The sequence below is a fragment of the Micromonospora echinospora genome (assembly GCF_900091495.1).
In the GTDB taxonomy this organism is placed as follows: domain Bacteria; phylum Actinomycetota; class Actinomycetes; order Mycobacteriales; family Micromonosporaceae; genus Micromonospora; species Micromonospora echinospora.
Genome location: NZ_LT607413.1, coordinates 1837074 through 1851041, shown reverse-complemented (window position 1 = coordinate 1851041; position 13968 = coordinate 1837074). Strand labels below are relative to the sequence as shown.

13 protein-coding genes are annotated in these 13968 nt (G+C 70.6%); 9 read left to right on the top strand and 4 right to left on the bottom strand.

Going from position 1 to position 13968, the window contains the following annotated elements:
* Window positions 1-99 precede the first annotated feature (99 nt).
* Window positions 100-4467 (top strand): HAMP domain-containing protein, encoded by a 4368-nt coding sequence (locus GA0070618_RS08355; protein WP_088981133.1) that lies wholly within the window; start codon window positions 100-102, stop codon window positions 4465-4467.
* A complete protein-coding gene (locus tag GA0070618_RS08350) occupies window positions 4464-5018 on the top strand; it encodes a response regulator (protein WP_088981132.1) in 555 nt (184 codons plus the stop codon). The genes GA0070618_RS08355 and GA0070618_RS08350 overlap by 4 nt, the downstream gene beginning before the upstream one ends.
* Window positions 5019-5021: 3 nt before the next feature.
* Here the strand turns inward: GA0070618_RS08350 and GA0070618_RS08345 are convergent, their stop codons facing one another.
* Complete coding sequence (locus GA0070618_RS08345) at window positions 5022-5357, bottom strand: STAS domain-containing protein (protein WP_088981131.1); 336 nt, start codon at window positions 5355-5357, stop codon at window positions 5022-5024.
* 154 nt (window positions 5358-5511) lie between these two features.
* On the opposite strand from GA0070618_RS08345, the gene hemL reads away from it, so the two are divergent.
* The 7 genes from hemL to GA0070618_RS08310 all read left to right on the top strand — a co-directional run bounded on the left by hemL (window position 5512) and on the right by GA0070618_RS08310 (window position 12456).
* Window positions 5512-6849: a glutamate-1-semialdehyde 2,1-aminomutase gene (hemL, locus tag GA0070618_RS08340; RefSeq protein ID WP_088981130.1), complete on the top strand. Its 1338-nt coding sequence runs from the start codon at window positions 5512-5514 to the stop codon at window positions 6847-6849.
* Window positions 6850-6869: 20 nt separating this feature from the next.
* A complete protein-coding gene (locus GA0070618_RS08335; protein ID WP_172900375.1) occupies window positions 6870-7505 on the top strand; it encodes a histidine phosphatase family protein in 636 nt (211 codons plus the stop codon).
* A complete protein-coding gene (locus GA0070618_RS08330) occupies window positions 7505-8062 on the top strand; it encodes a TlpA family protein disulfide reductase (RefSeq protein ID WP_088981128.1) in 558 nt (185 codons plus the stop codon). The genes GA0070618_RS08335 and GA0070618_RS08330 overlap by 1 nt, the downstream gene beginning before the upstream one ends.
* Window positions 8062-8994 (top strand): cytochrome c biogenesis CcdA family protein, encoded by a 933-nt coding sequence (locus GA0070618_RS08325; protein ID WP_088981127.1) that lies wholly within the window; start codon window positions 8062-8064, stop codon window positions 8992-8994. Before GA0070618_RS08330 ends, GA0070618_RS08325 begins: the two co-directional genes overlap by 1 nt.
* A complete protein-coding gene (gene resB / locus GA0070618_RS08320; RefSeq protein ID WP_088981126.1) occupies window positions 8994-10640 on the top strand; it encodes a cytochrome c biogenesis protein ResB in 1647 nt (548 codons plus the stop codon). The genes GA0070618_RS08325 and resB overlap by 1 nt, the downstream gene beginning before the upstream one ends.
* Window positions 10640-11650 (top strand): c-type cytochrome biogenesis protein CcsB, encoded by a 1011-nt coding sequence (ccsB, locus tag GA0070618_RS08315; RefSeq protein WP_088981125.1) that lies wholly within the window; start codon window positions 10640-10642, stop codon window positions 11648-11650. The genes resB and ccsB overlap by 1 nt, the downstream gene beginning before the upstream one ends.
* Window positions 11651-11736: 86 nt before the next feature.
* Entirely contained in the window at window positions 11737-12456 is a 720-nt protein-coding gene (locus GA0070618_RS08310) for a M23 family metallopeptidase (protein WP_088981124.1), read from the top strand.
* 93 nt (window positions 12457-12549) lie between these two features.
* On the opposite strand, the gene GA0070618_RS08305 is transcribed toward GA0070618_RS08310, so the two are convergent.
* The 3 genes from GA0070618_RS08305 to GA0070618_RS08295 form a co-directional block, all read right to left on the bottom strand.
* Window positions 12550-12771: a hypothetical protein gene (locus tag GA0070618_RS08305; protein ID WP_088981123.1), complete on the bottom strand. Its 222-nt coding sequence runs from the start codon at window positions 12769-12771 to the stop codon at window positions 12550-12552.
* Window positions 12772-12924: 153 nt separating this feature from the next.
* A complete protein-coding gene (locus GA0070618_RS08300; protein WP_088981122.1) occupies window positions 12925-13152 on the bottom strand; it encodes a hypothetical protein in 228 nt (75 codons plus the stop codon).
* 190 nt (window positions 13153-13342) lie between these two features.
* Window positions 13343-13564: a helix-turn-helix transcriptional regulator gene (locus GA0070618_RS08295; protein WP_088981121.1), complete on the bottom strand. Its 222-nt coding sequence runs from the start codon at window positions 13562-13564 to the stop codon at window positions 13343-13345.
* Window positions 13565-13968: the final 404 nt, after the last annotated feature.

Here is a 13968-nt window from a genome sequence, read left to right as displayed (position 1 = left end):
CGACGGATGGGAGCGGCGTGGGGATGCGCAGGCCCGGTGCGGGCACAATGATGGGATGGCCGGCACGAGCCTGGAGGCCCCCGAGCTGAGCGAGGAACGATGACGACGGCGAGAACCACGGCCGGCGCGGACTCCGCGGCGTCCGACCACGAGACTGTCCTCGGCGAGCTGGCGGCGGCGCTGCGCCGGGTCGGCCAGGGCGATTTCAAGGTACGGCTGCCCCGTCGGGCGGGCGTCGCCGGTGACGTGGTCGACGCCTTCAACGATGTCGTGTCGTTGCAGGAGCGGCAGTACTTCGACCTGCGCCGGATCAGCCGGATCGTCGGCCGGGAGGGGCGGCTCACCGAGCGGCTCGATGAGGAGGGGCTGGACGGCTCCTGGGCGGAGGGCCAGCGGGCGGTCAACTCGCTCATCGACGACCTGGGCCGGCCCACCACCGAGATCGCGCGGGTGATCGTGGCGGTCGCCGACGGCGACCTCTCCCAGCACATGGCGCTGGAGATGGACGGCCGGCCGCTGCGGGGCGAGTTCCTGCACATCGGCCGCACCGTGAACACGATGGTGGACCAGCTCTCCTCGTTCTCCAGCGAGGTGACGCGGGTGGCCCGTGAGGTGGGCACCGAGGGCAAGCTCGGCGGCCAGGCCGACGTGCGGGGCGTCGCCGGCACCTGGAAGGACCTCACCGACTCGGTGAACACCATGGCGTCGAACCTCACCGACCAGGTGCGGTCGATCTCGCAGGTGGCCACGGCGGTGTCCGGGGGCGACCTGTCGCGGAAGATCACCGTGTCGGCGAAGGGCGAGGTCGCCGAGCTGGCGCACACCATGAACGGGCTCACCGACACGCTCCGGCTCTTCGCCGAGCAGGTGACCCGGGTGGCGCGGGAGGTGGGCACCGAGGGCAAGCTCGGCGGCCAGGCCGAGGTGCCGAACGTCGCGGGCACCTGGAAGGACCTGACCGACAGCGTCAACTCGATGGCGTCGAACCTGACCGCCCAGGTGCGGAACATCGCCCAGGTCTCCACCGCGGTCGCCCGGGGTGACCTCTCCCAGAAGATCACCGTCGCCGCGCAGGGCGAGATCCTGGAGCTGAAGGACACCGTCAACACGATGGTGGACCAGCTCTCGTCGTTCGCGGACGAGGTGACCCGGGTGGCCCGGGAGGTGGGCACCGAGGGCAAGCTCGGCGGCCAGGCGCAGGTGCGCGGGGTCTCCGGCACCTGGCGCGACCTGACCGAGAACGTCAACCAGCTCGCCGGCAACCTGACCAGCCAGGTCCGGAACATCTCCCAGGTCTCCACGGCGGTGGCGAAGGGTGACCTGTCGCAGAAGATCACCGTGGACGCCCGGGGTGAGATCCTGGAGCTGAAGTCGACGGTGAACACGATGGTGGACCAGCTCTCGTCGTTCGCGGACGAGGTGACGCGGGTGGCCCGTGAGGTGGGCACCGAGGGCAAGCTGGGTGGTCAGGCCCAGGTCAAGGGCGTCAGCGGTACGTGGCGGGACCTGACCGACAACGTGAACTCGATGGCGTCGAACCTGACGTCGCAGGTGCGGAACATCGCCTCGGTCACCACCGCCGTGGCGAAGGGTGACCTGTCGCAGAAGATCACCGTGGACGCCCGGGGCGAGATCCTGGAGCTGAAGTCGACGGTGAACACGATGGTGGATCAGCTCTCGTCGTTCGCGGACGAGGTGACGCGGGTGGCCCGTGAGGTGGGCACCGAGGGCAAGCTCGGCGGTCAGGCCCAGGTCCGGGGCGTCGCGGGCACCTGGCGGGACCTCACCGACAACGTGAACTCGATGGCGTCGAACCTGACCGCCCAGGTGCGGAACATCGCCCAGGTCTCCACCGCGGTCGCGAAGGGTGACCTGTCGCAGAAGATCACCGTGGACGCGCAGGGTGAGATCCTGGAGCTGAAGAACACGGTCAACACGATGGTGGACCAGCTCTCGTCGTTCGCCGACGAGGTGACGCGGGTCGCCCGCGAGGTGGGCACCGAGGGCAAGTTGGGTGGTCAGGCGCAGGTGAAGGGCGTCTCCGGCACCTGGCGGGACCTCACGGACAACGTGAACTCGATGGCGTCGAACCTGACGTCGCAGGTGCGGAACATCGCCTCGGTCACCACCGCCGTGGCCAAGGGCGACCTCGGCCAGAAGATCACCGTGGACGCGCAGGGTGAGATCCTGGAGCTGAAGAACACGGTCAACACGATGGTGGACCAGCTCTCGTCGTTCGCCGACGAGGTGACGCGGGTCGCCCGCGAGGTCGGCATCGAGGGCAAGTTGGGTGGTCAGGCGCAGGTGAAGGGCGTCTCCGGTACCTGGCGGGACCTCACCGAGAACGTCAACCAGCTCGCCTCCACCCTCACCACCCAGCTCCGGGCGATCTCCCAGGTCTCCACCTCGGTGACCCGGGGCGACCTGACCCAGCGGATCTCGGTGAAGGCGCAGGGCGAGGTTGCCGAGCTGAAGGACAACATCAACCAGATGATCGTCACCCTCCGGGAGACGACGAAGAAGAACGCCGAACAGGGCTGGCTGGACTCCAACCAGGCCCGCATCGGCGGTCTGCTCCAGGGGCAGCGCGACCTCGGCGAGGTCTGCCGCATGATCATGATGGAGGTCACGCCGCTGGTCGACGCCCAGCTCGGCGCCTTCTTCCTCGCCGAGACCTCGGACGGCGTCACGCGACTTCGGCTCACCGCCTCCTACGGGTACGTCGCCCGGGGCCACGAGGTCACCTTCGGTCCCGGCGAGGGCCTGGTCGGGCAGGCCGCCCTGTCCCGCCGCACCATCCGGGTCAGCGCGGTGCCGGACGGCACCATCACCCTCCGCTCCGGCCTGGCCGAGACGAACCCGGCCGACCTGGTCGTCCTTCCCGTGCTCTTCGAGGGGGAGCTGCTCGGGGTGATCGAGTTCGCCAGCGTGGCGACCTTCTCCGAGCTGCACCTCTCCTTCCTGGAGCGGCTGGTGACGACCATCGGCATCGCGGTCAACACCATCCAGGCCAACCGGCGTACGGAGGAACTGCTCTCCCAGTCGCAGCGCCTCGCGCTGGAGTTGCAGGAGCAGTCGGCGGAGTTGCAGCGCACCAACGCCGAACTGGAGGACAAGGCCCAGCTGCTGTCGGAGCAGAAGGGCAACATCGAGACGAAGAACCGGGAGATCGAGCTGGCCCGGCTCGGTCTGGAGGAGAAGGCGCAGCAGCTCACCCGCGCCTCGGCGTACAAGTCGGAGTTCCTGGCGAACATGAGCCACGAGCTGCGGACGCCGCTGAACTCGCTGCTGCTGCTGGCCCGGCTGCTCGCCGAGAACTCGGAGCAGAACCTCACCCCGAAACAGACCGAGTTCGCCCGGACGATCCACAGCGCCGGTTCCGACCTGCTCTCGCTGATCGACGACATCCTCGACCTGTCGAAGATCGAGGCCGGCCGGATGGACGTCCAGCCGGTCGACGTGCGCTTCTCCGACATCCGTGGCTACGTCGAGCAGGCGTTCAAGCCGCAGGCCGAGGAGAAGGGGCTCGACTTCCAGGTCGAGATCGCCCGGGACCTGCCGACCACCGTGGTCACCGACGCCCAGCGGTTGCAGCAGATCTTGCGCAACCTGCTCTCCAACGCGGTCAAGTTCACCGACGCCGGGGCGGTCACCCTGCGGATCGGCCCGGCGGCGGAGAACGTGGTCTTCGACGTGCCGGCGCTGACCAACGCCCGGCAGGTGATCGCCTTCACGGTGGTCGACACCGGGATCGGCATCCCGGACGACAAGCTGTCGCTGATCTTCGAGGCGTTCCAGCAGGCCGACGGGACCACCAGCCGCCGGTACGGCGGCACCGGCCTCGGACTCTCCATCAGCCGGGACCTGGCCCGCCTGCTCGGCGGCACGATCACCGTCGCCTCCATGCCCGGCCAGGGGTCGACGTTCACCCTCTTCGTGCCCGACGTGCTGGCCCCGGACGCGGTGGTCGCCCCGCTGCCGCCCTCGCCGGCCCGGGCCGGGCTGCCCTCGTCGCTGCTGATGCCCCCGCCGGAGCTGCCGAAGCCGCCGGAGGGCCCGGCGACGCGGCGGCTGGAGGGGGCCACCGTGCTGATCGTCGACGACGACGTCCGCAACGTCTTCGCCCTGACCAGCGCGTTGGAGTTGCACGGCATGACCGTGCTCTACTCGGACAACGGGGCGGACGGGATCCGGCTGCTCGCCGAGCACCCGGAGGTCGACATCGTGCTGATGGACGCCATGATGCCCGACCAGGACGGTTACGAGACGACCCGCTCGATCCGGCGCAACCACCGCTTCGCGGACCTTCCGATCGTCTTCCTGACCGCGAAGGCGATGCCCGGGGACCGGGAGTCCGCCCTGGCGGCGGGCGGCAGCGACTACATCACCAAGCCGGTCGACCTGGACGAGCTGATCGAGCTGATGTCGACCTGGATCAGCGGCAGCGGACGCGAGGAGAACCAGTGACCCAGATGGCCAAGGCGCTGCTGGTGGACGACCGACGGGAAAACTTGATGGCCCTGGAGGCGATCCTCCAGGGCCTGCCGGTGCAGTCGGTGGCCGTCGAGAGCGGCGAGGCGGCCCTGAAACAGCTCCTGGTGGACGACTTCGCGGTGATCCTGCTGGACGCCCAGATGCCGGACATGGACGGATTCGAGACGGCCGGGCACATCAAGCGCCGGGAGCGGACCCGGCACATCCCGATCATCTTCCTCACCGCCGCCGACCGGGACGCCCAACTCGCCCTGCGGGGGTACGCCGTCGGCGCGGTGGACTACCTCACCAAGCCGTTCGACCCGTGGGTGCTACGGGCCAAGGTGTCGGTCTTCGTCGACCTGTGGTCGAAGACCCGGCAGCTCGCCGCCCAGTCCGAGGTGGTCCGGGAACGCGAGTCGCAGTGGCGGGTGCTCACCGACGCGGTCGACGAGGCCACCGCGCTGCTGCGTTCCGACGACCCCGACGCCCGGGACCGCGCCGTCGAGATGCTGGAGCAGGCCCGTTGGGGCACCCCGCTCTGAGCCTCAGGGGGCGGACTGGTTGTTGCGGATCATCAGGGCGGAGCGCAGACCGGTGATGTCCAGGACGCGCAGCAGGAAGTCGCCGACGTGGGTGAGCACCAGCAGGCTCTGCGCGTGACTGGCCTTGCGGCTCAGCACCACGAGGGTGCCGAGCCCCTGCGAGTCGCAGAAGGTGACACCACCGAGGTCGAGGACGACGCGGGGCGGCGGATCGGTGAGGATCTCGTTCACCGCGCTGGAGAGCTGGGCTGCGGTGAGCATGTCGATCTCACCGACCAGGCGCAACACCACTTCGTCGGCCGTCCGGTGTACCGTGATGGACAGTTCGGCACGATCCACCCGGTCAGCCTAGCGCGAACCGGGTGACCTGGCCTGCCGAGGCCGATCCGGCCCCCGACCGGGTCCGGCGACCGGGCCGGGCGGGGTGAGTCTGGTAACCCTGACCAGGGGTGGTTGTCGATCAGCCCCCCGGCGCTGACACAATGGCCGCATCGTGACGGATACGTACCCTGCCGGATCCGGCCGTTACCCGGCCGACGCACCGGCCTCCGAGGCCCTGTTCGACCGCGCCCGCGCCATCGTGCCGGGCGGGGTGAACTCCCCTGTACGCGCCTTCCGTGCCGTCGGTGGCACGCCGCGCTTCATGGTCCGGGGGGAGGGTCCCTGGCTGTACGACGCGGACGACCGCCGTTACGTCGACCTGGTCTGCTCCTGGGGGCCGCTGATCCTCGGGCACGCGCATCCCGGGGTGGTCGAGGCCGTCCAGGCCGCCGCCGCGCGGGGCACCAGCTTCGGCACCCCGACCCCGGGTGAGGTCGAGTTGGCCGCCGAGATCGTCGACCGGACCCCGGTCGAGCAGGTCCGGCTGGTCAACTCCGGCACCGAGGCGACCATGTCGGCGATCCGGCTCGCCCGGGGCTTCACCGGCCGGTCCAAGATCGTGAAATTCGCCGGCTGCTACCACGGACACGTGGACGCGCTGCTGGCCGCCGCCGGCTCCGGCGTGGCCACCCTCGGCCTGCCCGACTCGCCCGGGGTGACCGGCGCGGCGGCCGGCGAGACGATCGTGCTGCCGTACAACGACCTCGCCGCGGTGGAGGAGGTCTTCGCCGCCGAAGGACCGCACATCGCTGCGGTGATCACCGAGGCCGCCGCCGGCAACATGGGCGTCATCGCCCCCCGCGACGACTTCAACGCCCAGCTCGCCCGGATCGCGCACGCGCACGGCGCGCTGCTGATCGTCGACGAGGTGATGACCGGGTTCCGGGTCTCCCGCTCCGGCTGGCACGGCCTCGACCCGGTCGACGCCGACCTGTTCACGTACGGGAAGGTCATGGGGGGCGGGCTTCCGGCCGCGGCGTTCGGCGGGCGCGCGGAGATCATGGCCCGACTCGCCCCCGCCGGCCCGGTCTACCAGGCCGGCACCCTCTCCGGTAACCCGCTGGCCTGCGCCGCCGGCCTGGCCACCCTGCGGCTCGCCGACGACGCCGTCTACCGCCGGCTCGACGAGACGGCCGCCACCGTGGGCAAGCTGGCCGGCGACGCGCTCGCCGCCGCCGGGGTCCCGCACCGGCTGTCGTACGCGGGCAGCATGTTCTCGGTCTTCTTCACCGACGCCGAGGTGCGCGACTACGACAGCGCCCGCACCCAGGACGTGCCGGCGTTCACGGCGTTCTTCCACGCGATGCTGGCCGCCGGGGTCTACCTGCCGCCGAGCGCGTTCGAGGCGTGGTTCGTGTCGGCGGCGTTGGACGACGCCGCCCTGGATCAGATCGCCGCAGCCCTGCCGGGCGCGGCGAAGGCGGCGGCAGCGGCAGGCCACGGGGGGTAGGTGCGGTGAGCAGCAAGACGGTGGTCCACGTGCTGCGGCACGGCGAGGTGCACAACCCGGACCGGATCCTCTACGGCCGGCTGCCCGGTTTCCGCCTCTCCGAGCTGGGCGTGCAGATGGCCAAGGCCGCCGCCCAGGGGCTGGCCGACCGGGACGTGGTGCACGTGGTGGCCAGCCCGCTGGAACGCGCCCAGCAGACCGCCGAGCCGATCGCCGCGCAGTTCGGTCTCCCGGTCGGGGTGGACGAGCGGCTGATCGAGAGCGCCAACTGGTTCGAGGGCAAGAAGGTCTCGCCCGGTGACGGGTCCTTCCGTGACCCGCGCAACTGGTGGGTGCTGCGGGACCCGGTCACCCCGTCCTGGGGCGAGGCGTACCGGACGATCGCCGAGCGGATGTTCGCCGCGCTGCACGCCGCCCGGGTCGCCGCCGAGGGGCGCGAGGCGGTCTGCGTCTCCCACCAGCTCCCGATCTGGACGCTGCGCCGGCACGTCGAGCGCAAGCGGCTCTGGCACGACCCGCGTCGCCGGCAGTGCGGGCTGGCCAGCCTCACCTCGTTCCACTTCGAGGGGGCGAAGATCGTCGGTGTCGGGTACTCCGAGCCGGCCGCCCACCTGATCGCCATGTCGCCGACCGCCAGGACAGCCAAGGGAGCCTGATGAACGCCCGGAGGTGGACCGCCGCCCTGCTCGCCACCGTCGCCACGGTGGCGCTGGCCGGCTGCACCGCCGAGAGCGGCGAGCAGCGCTGCACCACCCGGGACGGCTTCCTGGAGTGCGCCCCCGACCAGCGCGGCACCGCGCCCAAGGTCAGCGGGGAACTCCTCGACGGCGGCAGCTACGACCTCAGCCAGGACCGGGGCAAGGTCGTCGTGATCAACTTCTGGGGCTCCTGGTGCGCCCCCTGCCGGGCCGAGGCCGACGACCTGGAGAACACCTACCAGGCGACCAAGGCGTCCGGGGTGACCTTCCTCGGCATCAACGTCTCCGACAGCCGGGACAAGGCGATCGCCTTCGAGGAGGGCCGGGCCACCTATCCGAGCCTCTTCGACCCACCCGGCCGCACCGCCCTGGACTTCGAGATCGCGCCGAACGCGATCCCGGCGACCGTCGTCCTCGACCGGGAGGGGCGGATCGCGGCGCTGCGCCGTGGCGCGGTGATCCAGGACGCCCTGCAACCGGTGGTCGAACGGGTCGCCGCCGAAAGCGCCCGCTGATGGGCGAGACCTTCCGCAGCCTCGCCGAGAGCGGCCCGCTGCTGCTGGCGATCGGCGCGGCGGCCCTCGCCGGTCTGGTCAGCTTCCTCTCGCCCTGCGTGCTGCCCCTCGTCCCGGGCTACCTCTCGTACGTCACCGGTCTCGCCGGCGCCGACCTGGAGGGCCGCCGAGGTGGTAGCAGGGGACCCCTGTTACCGGATTCTGCCGAGGAAGGGCCCCCTGCAACCACCTCAGCCGGCGGTGGCACCACCTCAGCCGGCGGTGGCACCACCTCAGCCGGGGGCGGCACCACCTCAGCCGGCGGTGGCATGGCGCTCGCGGTGCGGCAGCGGCAGCGGGCGTCGACCGCCGCCGTGAAGGGGCGGGTGCTCGCCGGGACGCTGCTGTTCATCGGCGGCTTCACCGCCGTCTTCAGCGCCACCGCGATCCTCTTCGCCAGCGTCGGCAAGGTCCTCTTCGCGTACGAACGGGCGCTGGAGATCGGCATCGGCGCGCTGGTCATCGTGCTCGGCCTGGCGTTCGTCGGGGTGCTGCCCGGCCTGCAACGGGAGTTCCGGATCCGCCGGCTGCCGTCGGCCGGCCTGCTCGGCGCACCCGTCTTCGGGGCGGTCTTCGCGCTGAGCTGGATGCCCTGCACCGGGCCGACCCTCGGGGCGGTGCTCGGCATGGCCGCCGCCGGTGGCCAGACCGACCGGGCGGTGGTGCTCGCCGTCGCGTACTGCCTCGGGCTGGGCCTGCCGTTCGTGGTCTTCGGGCTCGCGTTCCAGCGGCTGCTCGGCGTCTTCAAGCTGATCCGGCGCAACAGCCGCTGGGTCACCCGGGCCGGTGGGGCGTTGATGCTCCTGATCGGCCTGGCCCTGGTCACCGGGGGCTGGCAGAGCTTCGTGATCTGGTTGCAGACCACCTTCGGGGTGGGCGAGGTGAGCATCTGATGGCGATCGTCGACGACCGGCCCGCGACACCCGCGCCGCCGGCCCGGCGTCGGCCCAACCCGCTGCTGGCCCTACTGCGCAACTCGTGGCGGCAGCTCACCAGCATGCGTACCGCGCTGGTCCTGCTCTTCCTGCTGGCCGTCGCCGCCGTCCCCGGCTCGGTGCTGCCGCAGCGCGGGGTCAACCCGGAGGACGTCGACGACTTCTTCGTCGAGAACCCCGACCTGGCCCGGGTGCTGGACCGGATCGGTGGGTTCGAGGTCTTCGGCTCGGTCTGGTTCTCCGCGATCTACCTGCTGCTGTTCACCTCGCTGGTCGGCTGCATCGTGCCCCGCCTCCGCGACCACGTACGCGCGCTGCGGTCCGTACCGCCGGCGGCCCCGAAGCGGCTGGAACGACTGCCGCAGCACGCGGTCCTGACCGACCACGACGGCGGCCCGGAGGCCATCGCGGCGGTGTTGCGCCGCCGCCGGTGGCGGGTGGTGGTCCGGGGCAACGAGGTCTCCGCCGAGAAGGGCTACCTCAAGGAGACCGGGAACCTCCTTTTCCACACCTCGATGATCGCGGTGCTGGTCGGGGTGGCCCTCGGCTCGTGGTACGGCTGGAGCGGCAACCGCCTCCTGGTGGCCGGCGCGGACAACGCCTTCTGCAACACCCAGTTCCAGTACGCCGAGTCGAAGTTCGGCGCCCGGGTGCAGAGCCCGGACCTCCCGCCGTTCTGCATGACGCTGGAGGAGTTCGAGGCCCGCTTCCTGGAGTCCGGCCAGCCGGAGTTCTACAACGCCACGGTGACGGTGACCGAGGAGGGGCGACAGCCGCGCCGGGAGGAGTTCTCGGTCAACTCGCCGCTGCGGCTCGACGGGGCCAACGCCTACCTGCTCGGCCACGGCTACGCGCCGATCATCCGGTACACCGACCGCAACGGCGATTCGCAGACCTCGGCGCTGCCCTTCCTGACCACGGACAACACCCTCACCGGTGAGGGTGTGGCGCTGTTCCCCGACGTCAACGCCGACCCGGCGACCGGGAAGCGGGACCCGAACCTCCAGATCGCCTTCGAGGGGCTCTACCTGCCCACCGCGCCGGACGCCCCGCCGTACGTGCGGTCGCAACACCCGACCGAGCGGAACCCGGCGGTCTTCCTGATCGCGTACCGGGGAAACCTCGGGCTGGACGCCGGCATCCCCGGCTCGGTGTACCGGCTCGACCAGCGCCAGGTCGACAACGGCAAGCTCACGCAACTCGGGGACGCGAAGCTGCTCCGGCCGGGCGAGAAGTGGACTCTGGACGACGGGACCAGCGTCGAGTTCCTCGGCACCGAGCCGTTCATCACGCTCTCCGTCCGGTACGACCCGGGTTCGACGCTGATGCTGGTGGCCTGCGGGGTGCTGCTGGTCGGCCTGATGGGGTCGCTCTTCGGGCGGCGGCGTCGGGTGTGGTTCCGGGTGGTCCCGGGTGGGGCCGCCGACCCGGACGGCGCGTCAACGACGGGCGGTAGTAGTTTGGTGGAGGCCGGTGGGCTGCCGCGCACCGAGTACCCCGGGTTCGCCGCCGAGTTCACGCAGCTCGTCGACGAGATCCGGGGAACCGGCGCGGCCGGTGCCGCCGGCCGGGCCGCCCCGGGCTCGCGAGAAGGGACCGAGTGATGTCCGCGCTCTCCGATCAGCTGGTGACCTTCGCGATCCTCGCGTACCTGGTCGCGATGATCTGCCACGCCGTCGAGTACGCCCTCGGCAACGCCCGTACCCGGGCGGTGGCCGCGACGCCCGCCCGCGAGCTGGTCGGCGCGGGGGTCGGCGGGTCCGGCGGAAGCCCGGCCGGAACGGACGCCCCGGTCGGCGGAGACGCCCCGGCTGGCGGGGACACCGGTGCGAAGCTGCCGGCACGCCCGAACGGGCGGGCCCGGCTCGCCGGCCGGATCGCGGTCGTCGCCACCGTGGTCGCCACCCTGCTGCACCTCGCGGGCCTGGTCACCCGGGGCATCGCCGCCGACCGGATGCCCTGGGGCAACATGTACGAGTTCGTGCTGACGGTCTCGTTCATCGGCGTCGCCGGCTGGCTGACGGTGCTCTGGAAGCGTCCCTCGCTGCGCCGCCTCGGGCTGTTCCTGACGCTGGTCATGGTGCTCCTGCTGGCCACCGCCGAACTGGTGCTCTACGTGCCGGTGGTGCCGCTGGTGCCGGCGCTCAACTCGTACTGGTTCATCATCCACGTCTCGACGGTGGTCTTCGCCTCCGGTCTCTTCCTGCTCGGCTCGGTGCCGGCGGTGACCTACCTGATGCGCGCCGGGTACGAGCGCGGCAAGCGGAGCTTCCCGTACACGCTGGCGAAGCGGATGCCGGCGGCGGATAGCCTGGAGCGGCTCACCTTCGTGCTGCACGCGTTCGCCTTTCCGGTCTTCACCTTCGCGGTCATCGCCGGGGCGATCTGGGCCGAGGCGTCCTGGGGCCGGCCTTGGGGCTGGGACCCGAAGGAGACCTGGTCGTTCATCTCCTGGGTGATCTACGCCGGCTACCTGCACGCCCGGGCCACCCCGAGCGTGAAGCGGAACGTGGCCACCTGGATCGCGGTGGTGGGCTTCCTGACCATGCTGATGAACCTCTTCGGCGTGAACATCTTCTTCGAGGGCCTGCACTCGTACGGCGGCCTCGACTGATCCTGTCGCCACCCGCTGGCGTGCTGCCATGGCCGGCGCTCGTCGCGCCGGAAAGGGGCCTGGCCCGGCCTGGCTAGGCTCGCCTCATGGCCGAGAAGGAGTCTTCGGAGCACCCGGAGGTCGCGCTTTCGCTGCCGTTCACGGGACTGTGGTTGGCCCGGAACAGTCCGGCCCGACGGATCCCGAGTCACGGCACGGACCTGTTCGGCGAGCGGTACGCCATCGACTTCGTCGGGGTGGACGAGCGCCGCCGGACCGCCGACCGCCGCGACTGGCGGACCTTCCTCGCCACCGAACCGGCCGACCGGTTCTTCGCCTACGACCGACCGATCCTGGCCCCCGCCGACGGCACCGTCGTCGAGGTGCACGACGGCGAGATCGACCACGCCGGGCGGCGCTCACAGCTTGCTCTCGTGCCGTACGCGCTGGGCCAGGCGGCCCGGGTCCGGCAGGGCGTACGTGCGGTGGCCGGCAACTACCTGGTCATCGCGCTTCCCGGCGGCGCGTTCGTCGCTCTCGTTCACCTGCGGTCCGGTTCCCTCCGGGTCACCGTCGGGGAAGCGGTGACGGCGGGGCAGCACGTGGCGACCTGTGGCAACTCCGGCAACTCGACCGAGCCGCATCTACACATACAGGTCATGGAGACCCGGGATCTCTCCGTCGCCCGAGGCCTCCCGATGGCGTTCCGACACTTCCGCGAACGGCCGCGCGGCGCGAAGCAGTTCCGCACCAGGGAGTACGGCGTCCCCGCCGAGGGCGCGGTCGTCGAGCCGCTGCCGCTACCAGGGGCGCACTCGACTTCCTGACCGAGTTCCTGGCCAGACAGATGCCCGCTGCGTACGTCACGCCGGACCGACACCTGTCAGCAGAATGTATAACCACAGTTATAAGAAGTGTAGTTATACATTCTGCGGTGCCGACTGAGCGGCCGGAGACCAGGTTGCCAGCGTCCGTTCCACCTGACGGGTGATCTGGTAGGCGACCTCTGGTACGGCGTCGAGTTCGATCCGCTCGGCCCGCAGGGCGAGCTGCGCGTGCAGTTCCCGGGAGATAGCGTCGCGAAGCGCGACCAGCAGCGGGGAGAGCCCGTCCGGATCCCCGACGACGTAGGCGTCCGACATCTCGCCAGCCTGGCAGCGCGGCCAGATCTTGTCGAGCCTCAGTCGCGCGCCGCCAGTCACAATGGACACTAAGCACGTGCCACAACTCCGTGATCGACGAGCGGTCTGTTGGGTAGCCGAGCTGTATGCAGAGCTGCAGGGGCTGCATGCTCCTCAGGAGGACCAGGGGACCTCGTAGTACCTGGACCCCGAGGAGATGGTGACGAGATATTGGTGCCTCCGCAGCCGGCCGCTCCGCAGTGCGTCGAGGTCGACCGGCTGGGCCTCGACGAAGACGGTCGGCCAGGTGAGGTCCGGGACCGATTGACTGTTCAGCGGGTCGCTGACCTGCGACCACCCGACCCAAATCGGCGAGTCGTGCCCAGCGGCGAAGTAGCTCAACCCCGGTAGGGGCAGCAGTAGCCCGCGACCGTTGCCAGCTTTATCAGGCGACGAGGAGCCCATGGTCACAAGGGTGCTGGGCAGCGGTACGAAGAGGATGAGTTGTCGTACTCATCTTCTGCCGCGAGCAGTGGAACCGAGCCCAGAGCGCCTGCGTAGATCAGGTGCTCCACCCACCCGTCGCAGCGCGTCAGCCCAGCTCGTCTTCGTCGGCTGGGGGGCGGGGCTGGCGGTACTTGGCGATGTACGCCTCCACGTCCGACCGAAGCCACACCGAGCCGGCCATGAGTGTCTGGAACGGCCGGGGAAAGTTCGGATGCACGATGATCTGCCGGAACCGAGAGCGGCCCACGCCCAACATCGCCAGAATCTCGCCTGGCCCGACGAGCGGGCCCGGGACCTCCTCACCCATGACAGGAACGGTAGGCACGGTGCGGCCTACCCAATGTTGTCCGCCTCAATCGGTCCGTCTGTGAGAGTCCGACAGATCCGGCGCGCCTATACTGACAGGGGATGGCTGAAAGAGTTGGATCGGTCACGTGGTGCCCCCGGTTCGGTGGAGGCGTGACCCGACGGGCCGGGGTGCCGCGAAGACCCAGCCCAGCCCCGGGGAGGCGACCGGCCATGACGCACAGGGAACCCGTACTCGTCCGGTGCTCCTGGCTCGTCCTGACGTACCACCGGAACCGGCGCTGCGGGTCGTGCCGGCTCGGCGGCGGTTGCCCCCGAGTCGAGCTGGCCCGACGGCGTATCCGCGCTTGGCGGCGGTTCGGCGCGTGAACGCTCTCGTCCGGGTCGGCAACGGGGCGGCGAGGG

What these genes read in the sequence shown, in the direction of transcription:
- GA0070618_RS08325 (WP_088981127.1), top strand. Translation starts at nt 8,062, where the DNA reads ATGGGCGAGACCTTCCGCAGCCTCGCCGAGAGCGGCCCGCTGCTGCTG.
- resB (WP_088981126.1), top strand. Translation starts at nt 8,994, where the DNA reads ATGGCGATCGTCGACGACCGGCCCGCGACACCCGCGCCGCCGGCCCGG.
- GA0070618_RS08330 (WP_088981128.1), top strand. Translation starts at nt 7,505, where the DNA reads ATGAACGCCCGGAGGTGGACCGCCGCCCTGCTCGCCACCGTCGCCACG.
- GA0070618_RS08305 (WP_088981123.1), bottom strand. Translation starts at nt 12,771, where the DNA reads ATGTCGGACGCCTACGTCGTCGGGGATCCGGACGGGCTCTCCCCGCTG.
- ccsB (WP_088981125.1), top strand. Translation starts at nt 10,640, where the DNA reads ATGTCCGCGCTCTCCGATCAGCTGGTGACCTTCGCGATCCTCGCGTAC.
- GA0070618_RS08295 (WP_088981121.1), bottom strand. Translation starts at nt 13,564, where the DNA reads ATGGGTGAGGAGGTCCCGGGCCCGCTCGTCGGGCCAGGCGAGATTCTG.
- GA0070618_RS08355 (WP_088981133.1), top strand. Translation starts at nt 100, where the DNA reads ATGACGACGGCGAGAACCACGGCCGGCGCGGACTCCGCGGCGTCCGAC.
- GA0070618_RS08310 (WP_088981124.1), top strand. Translation starts at nt 11,737, where the DNA reads ATGGCCGAGAAGGAGTCTTCGGAGCACCCGGAGGTCGCGCTTTCGCTG.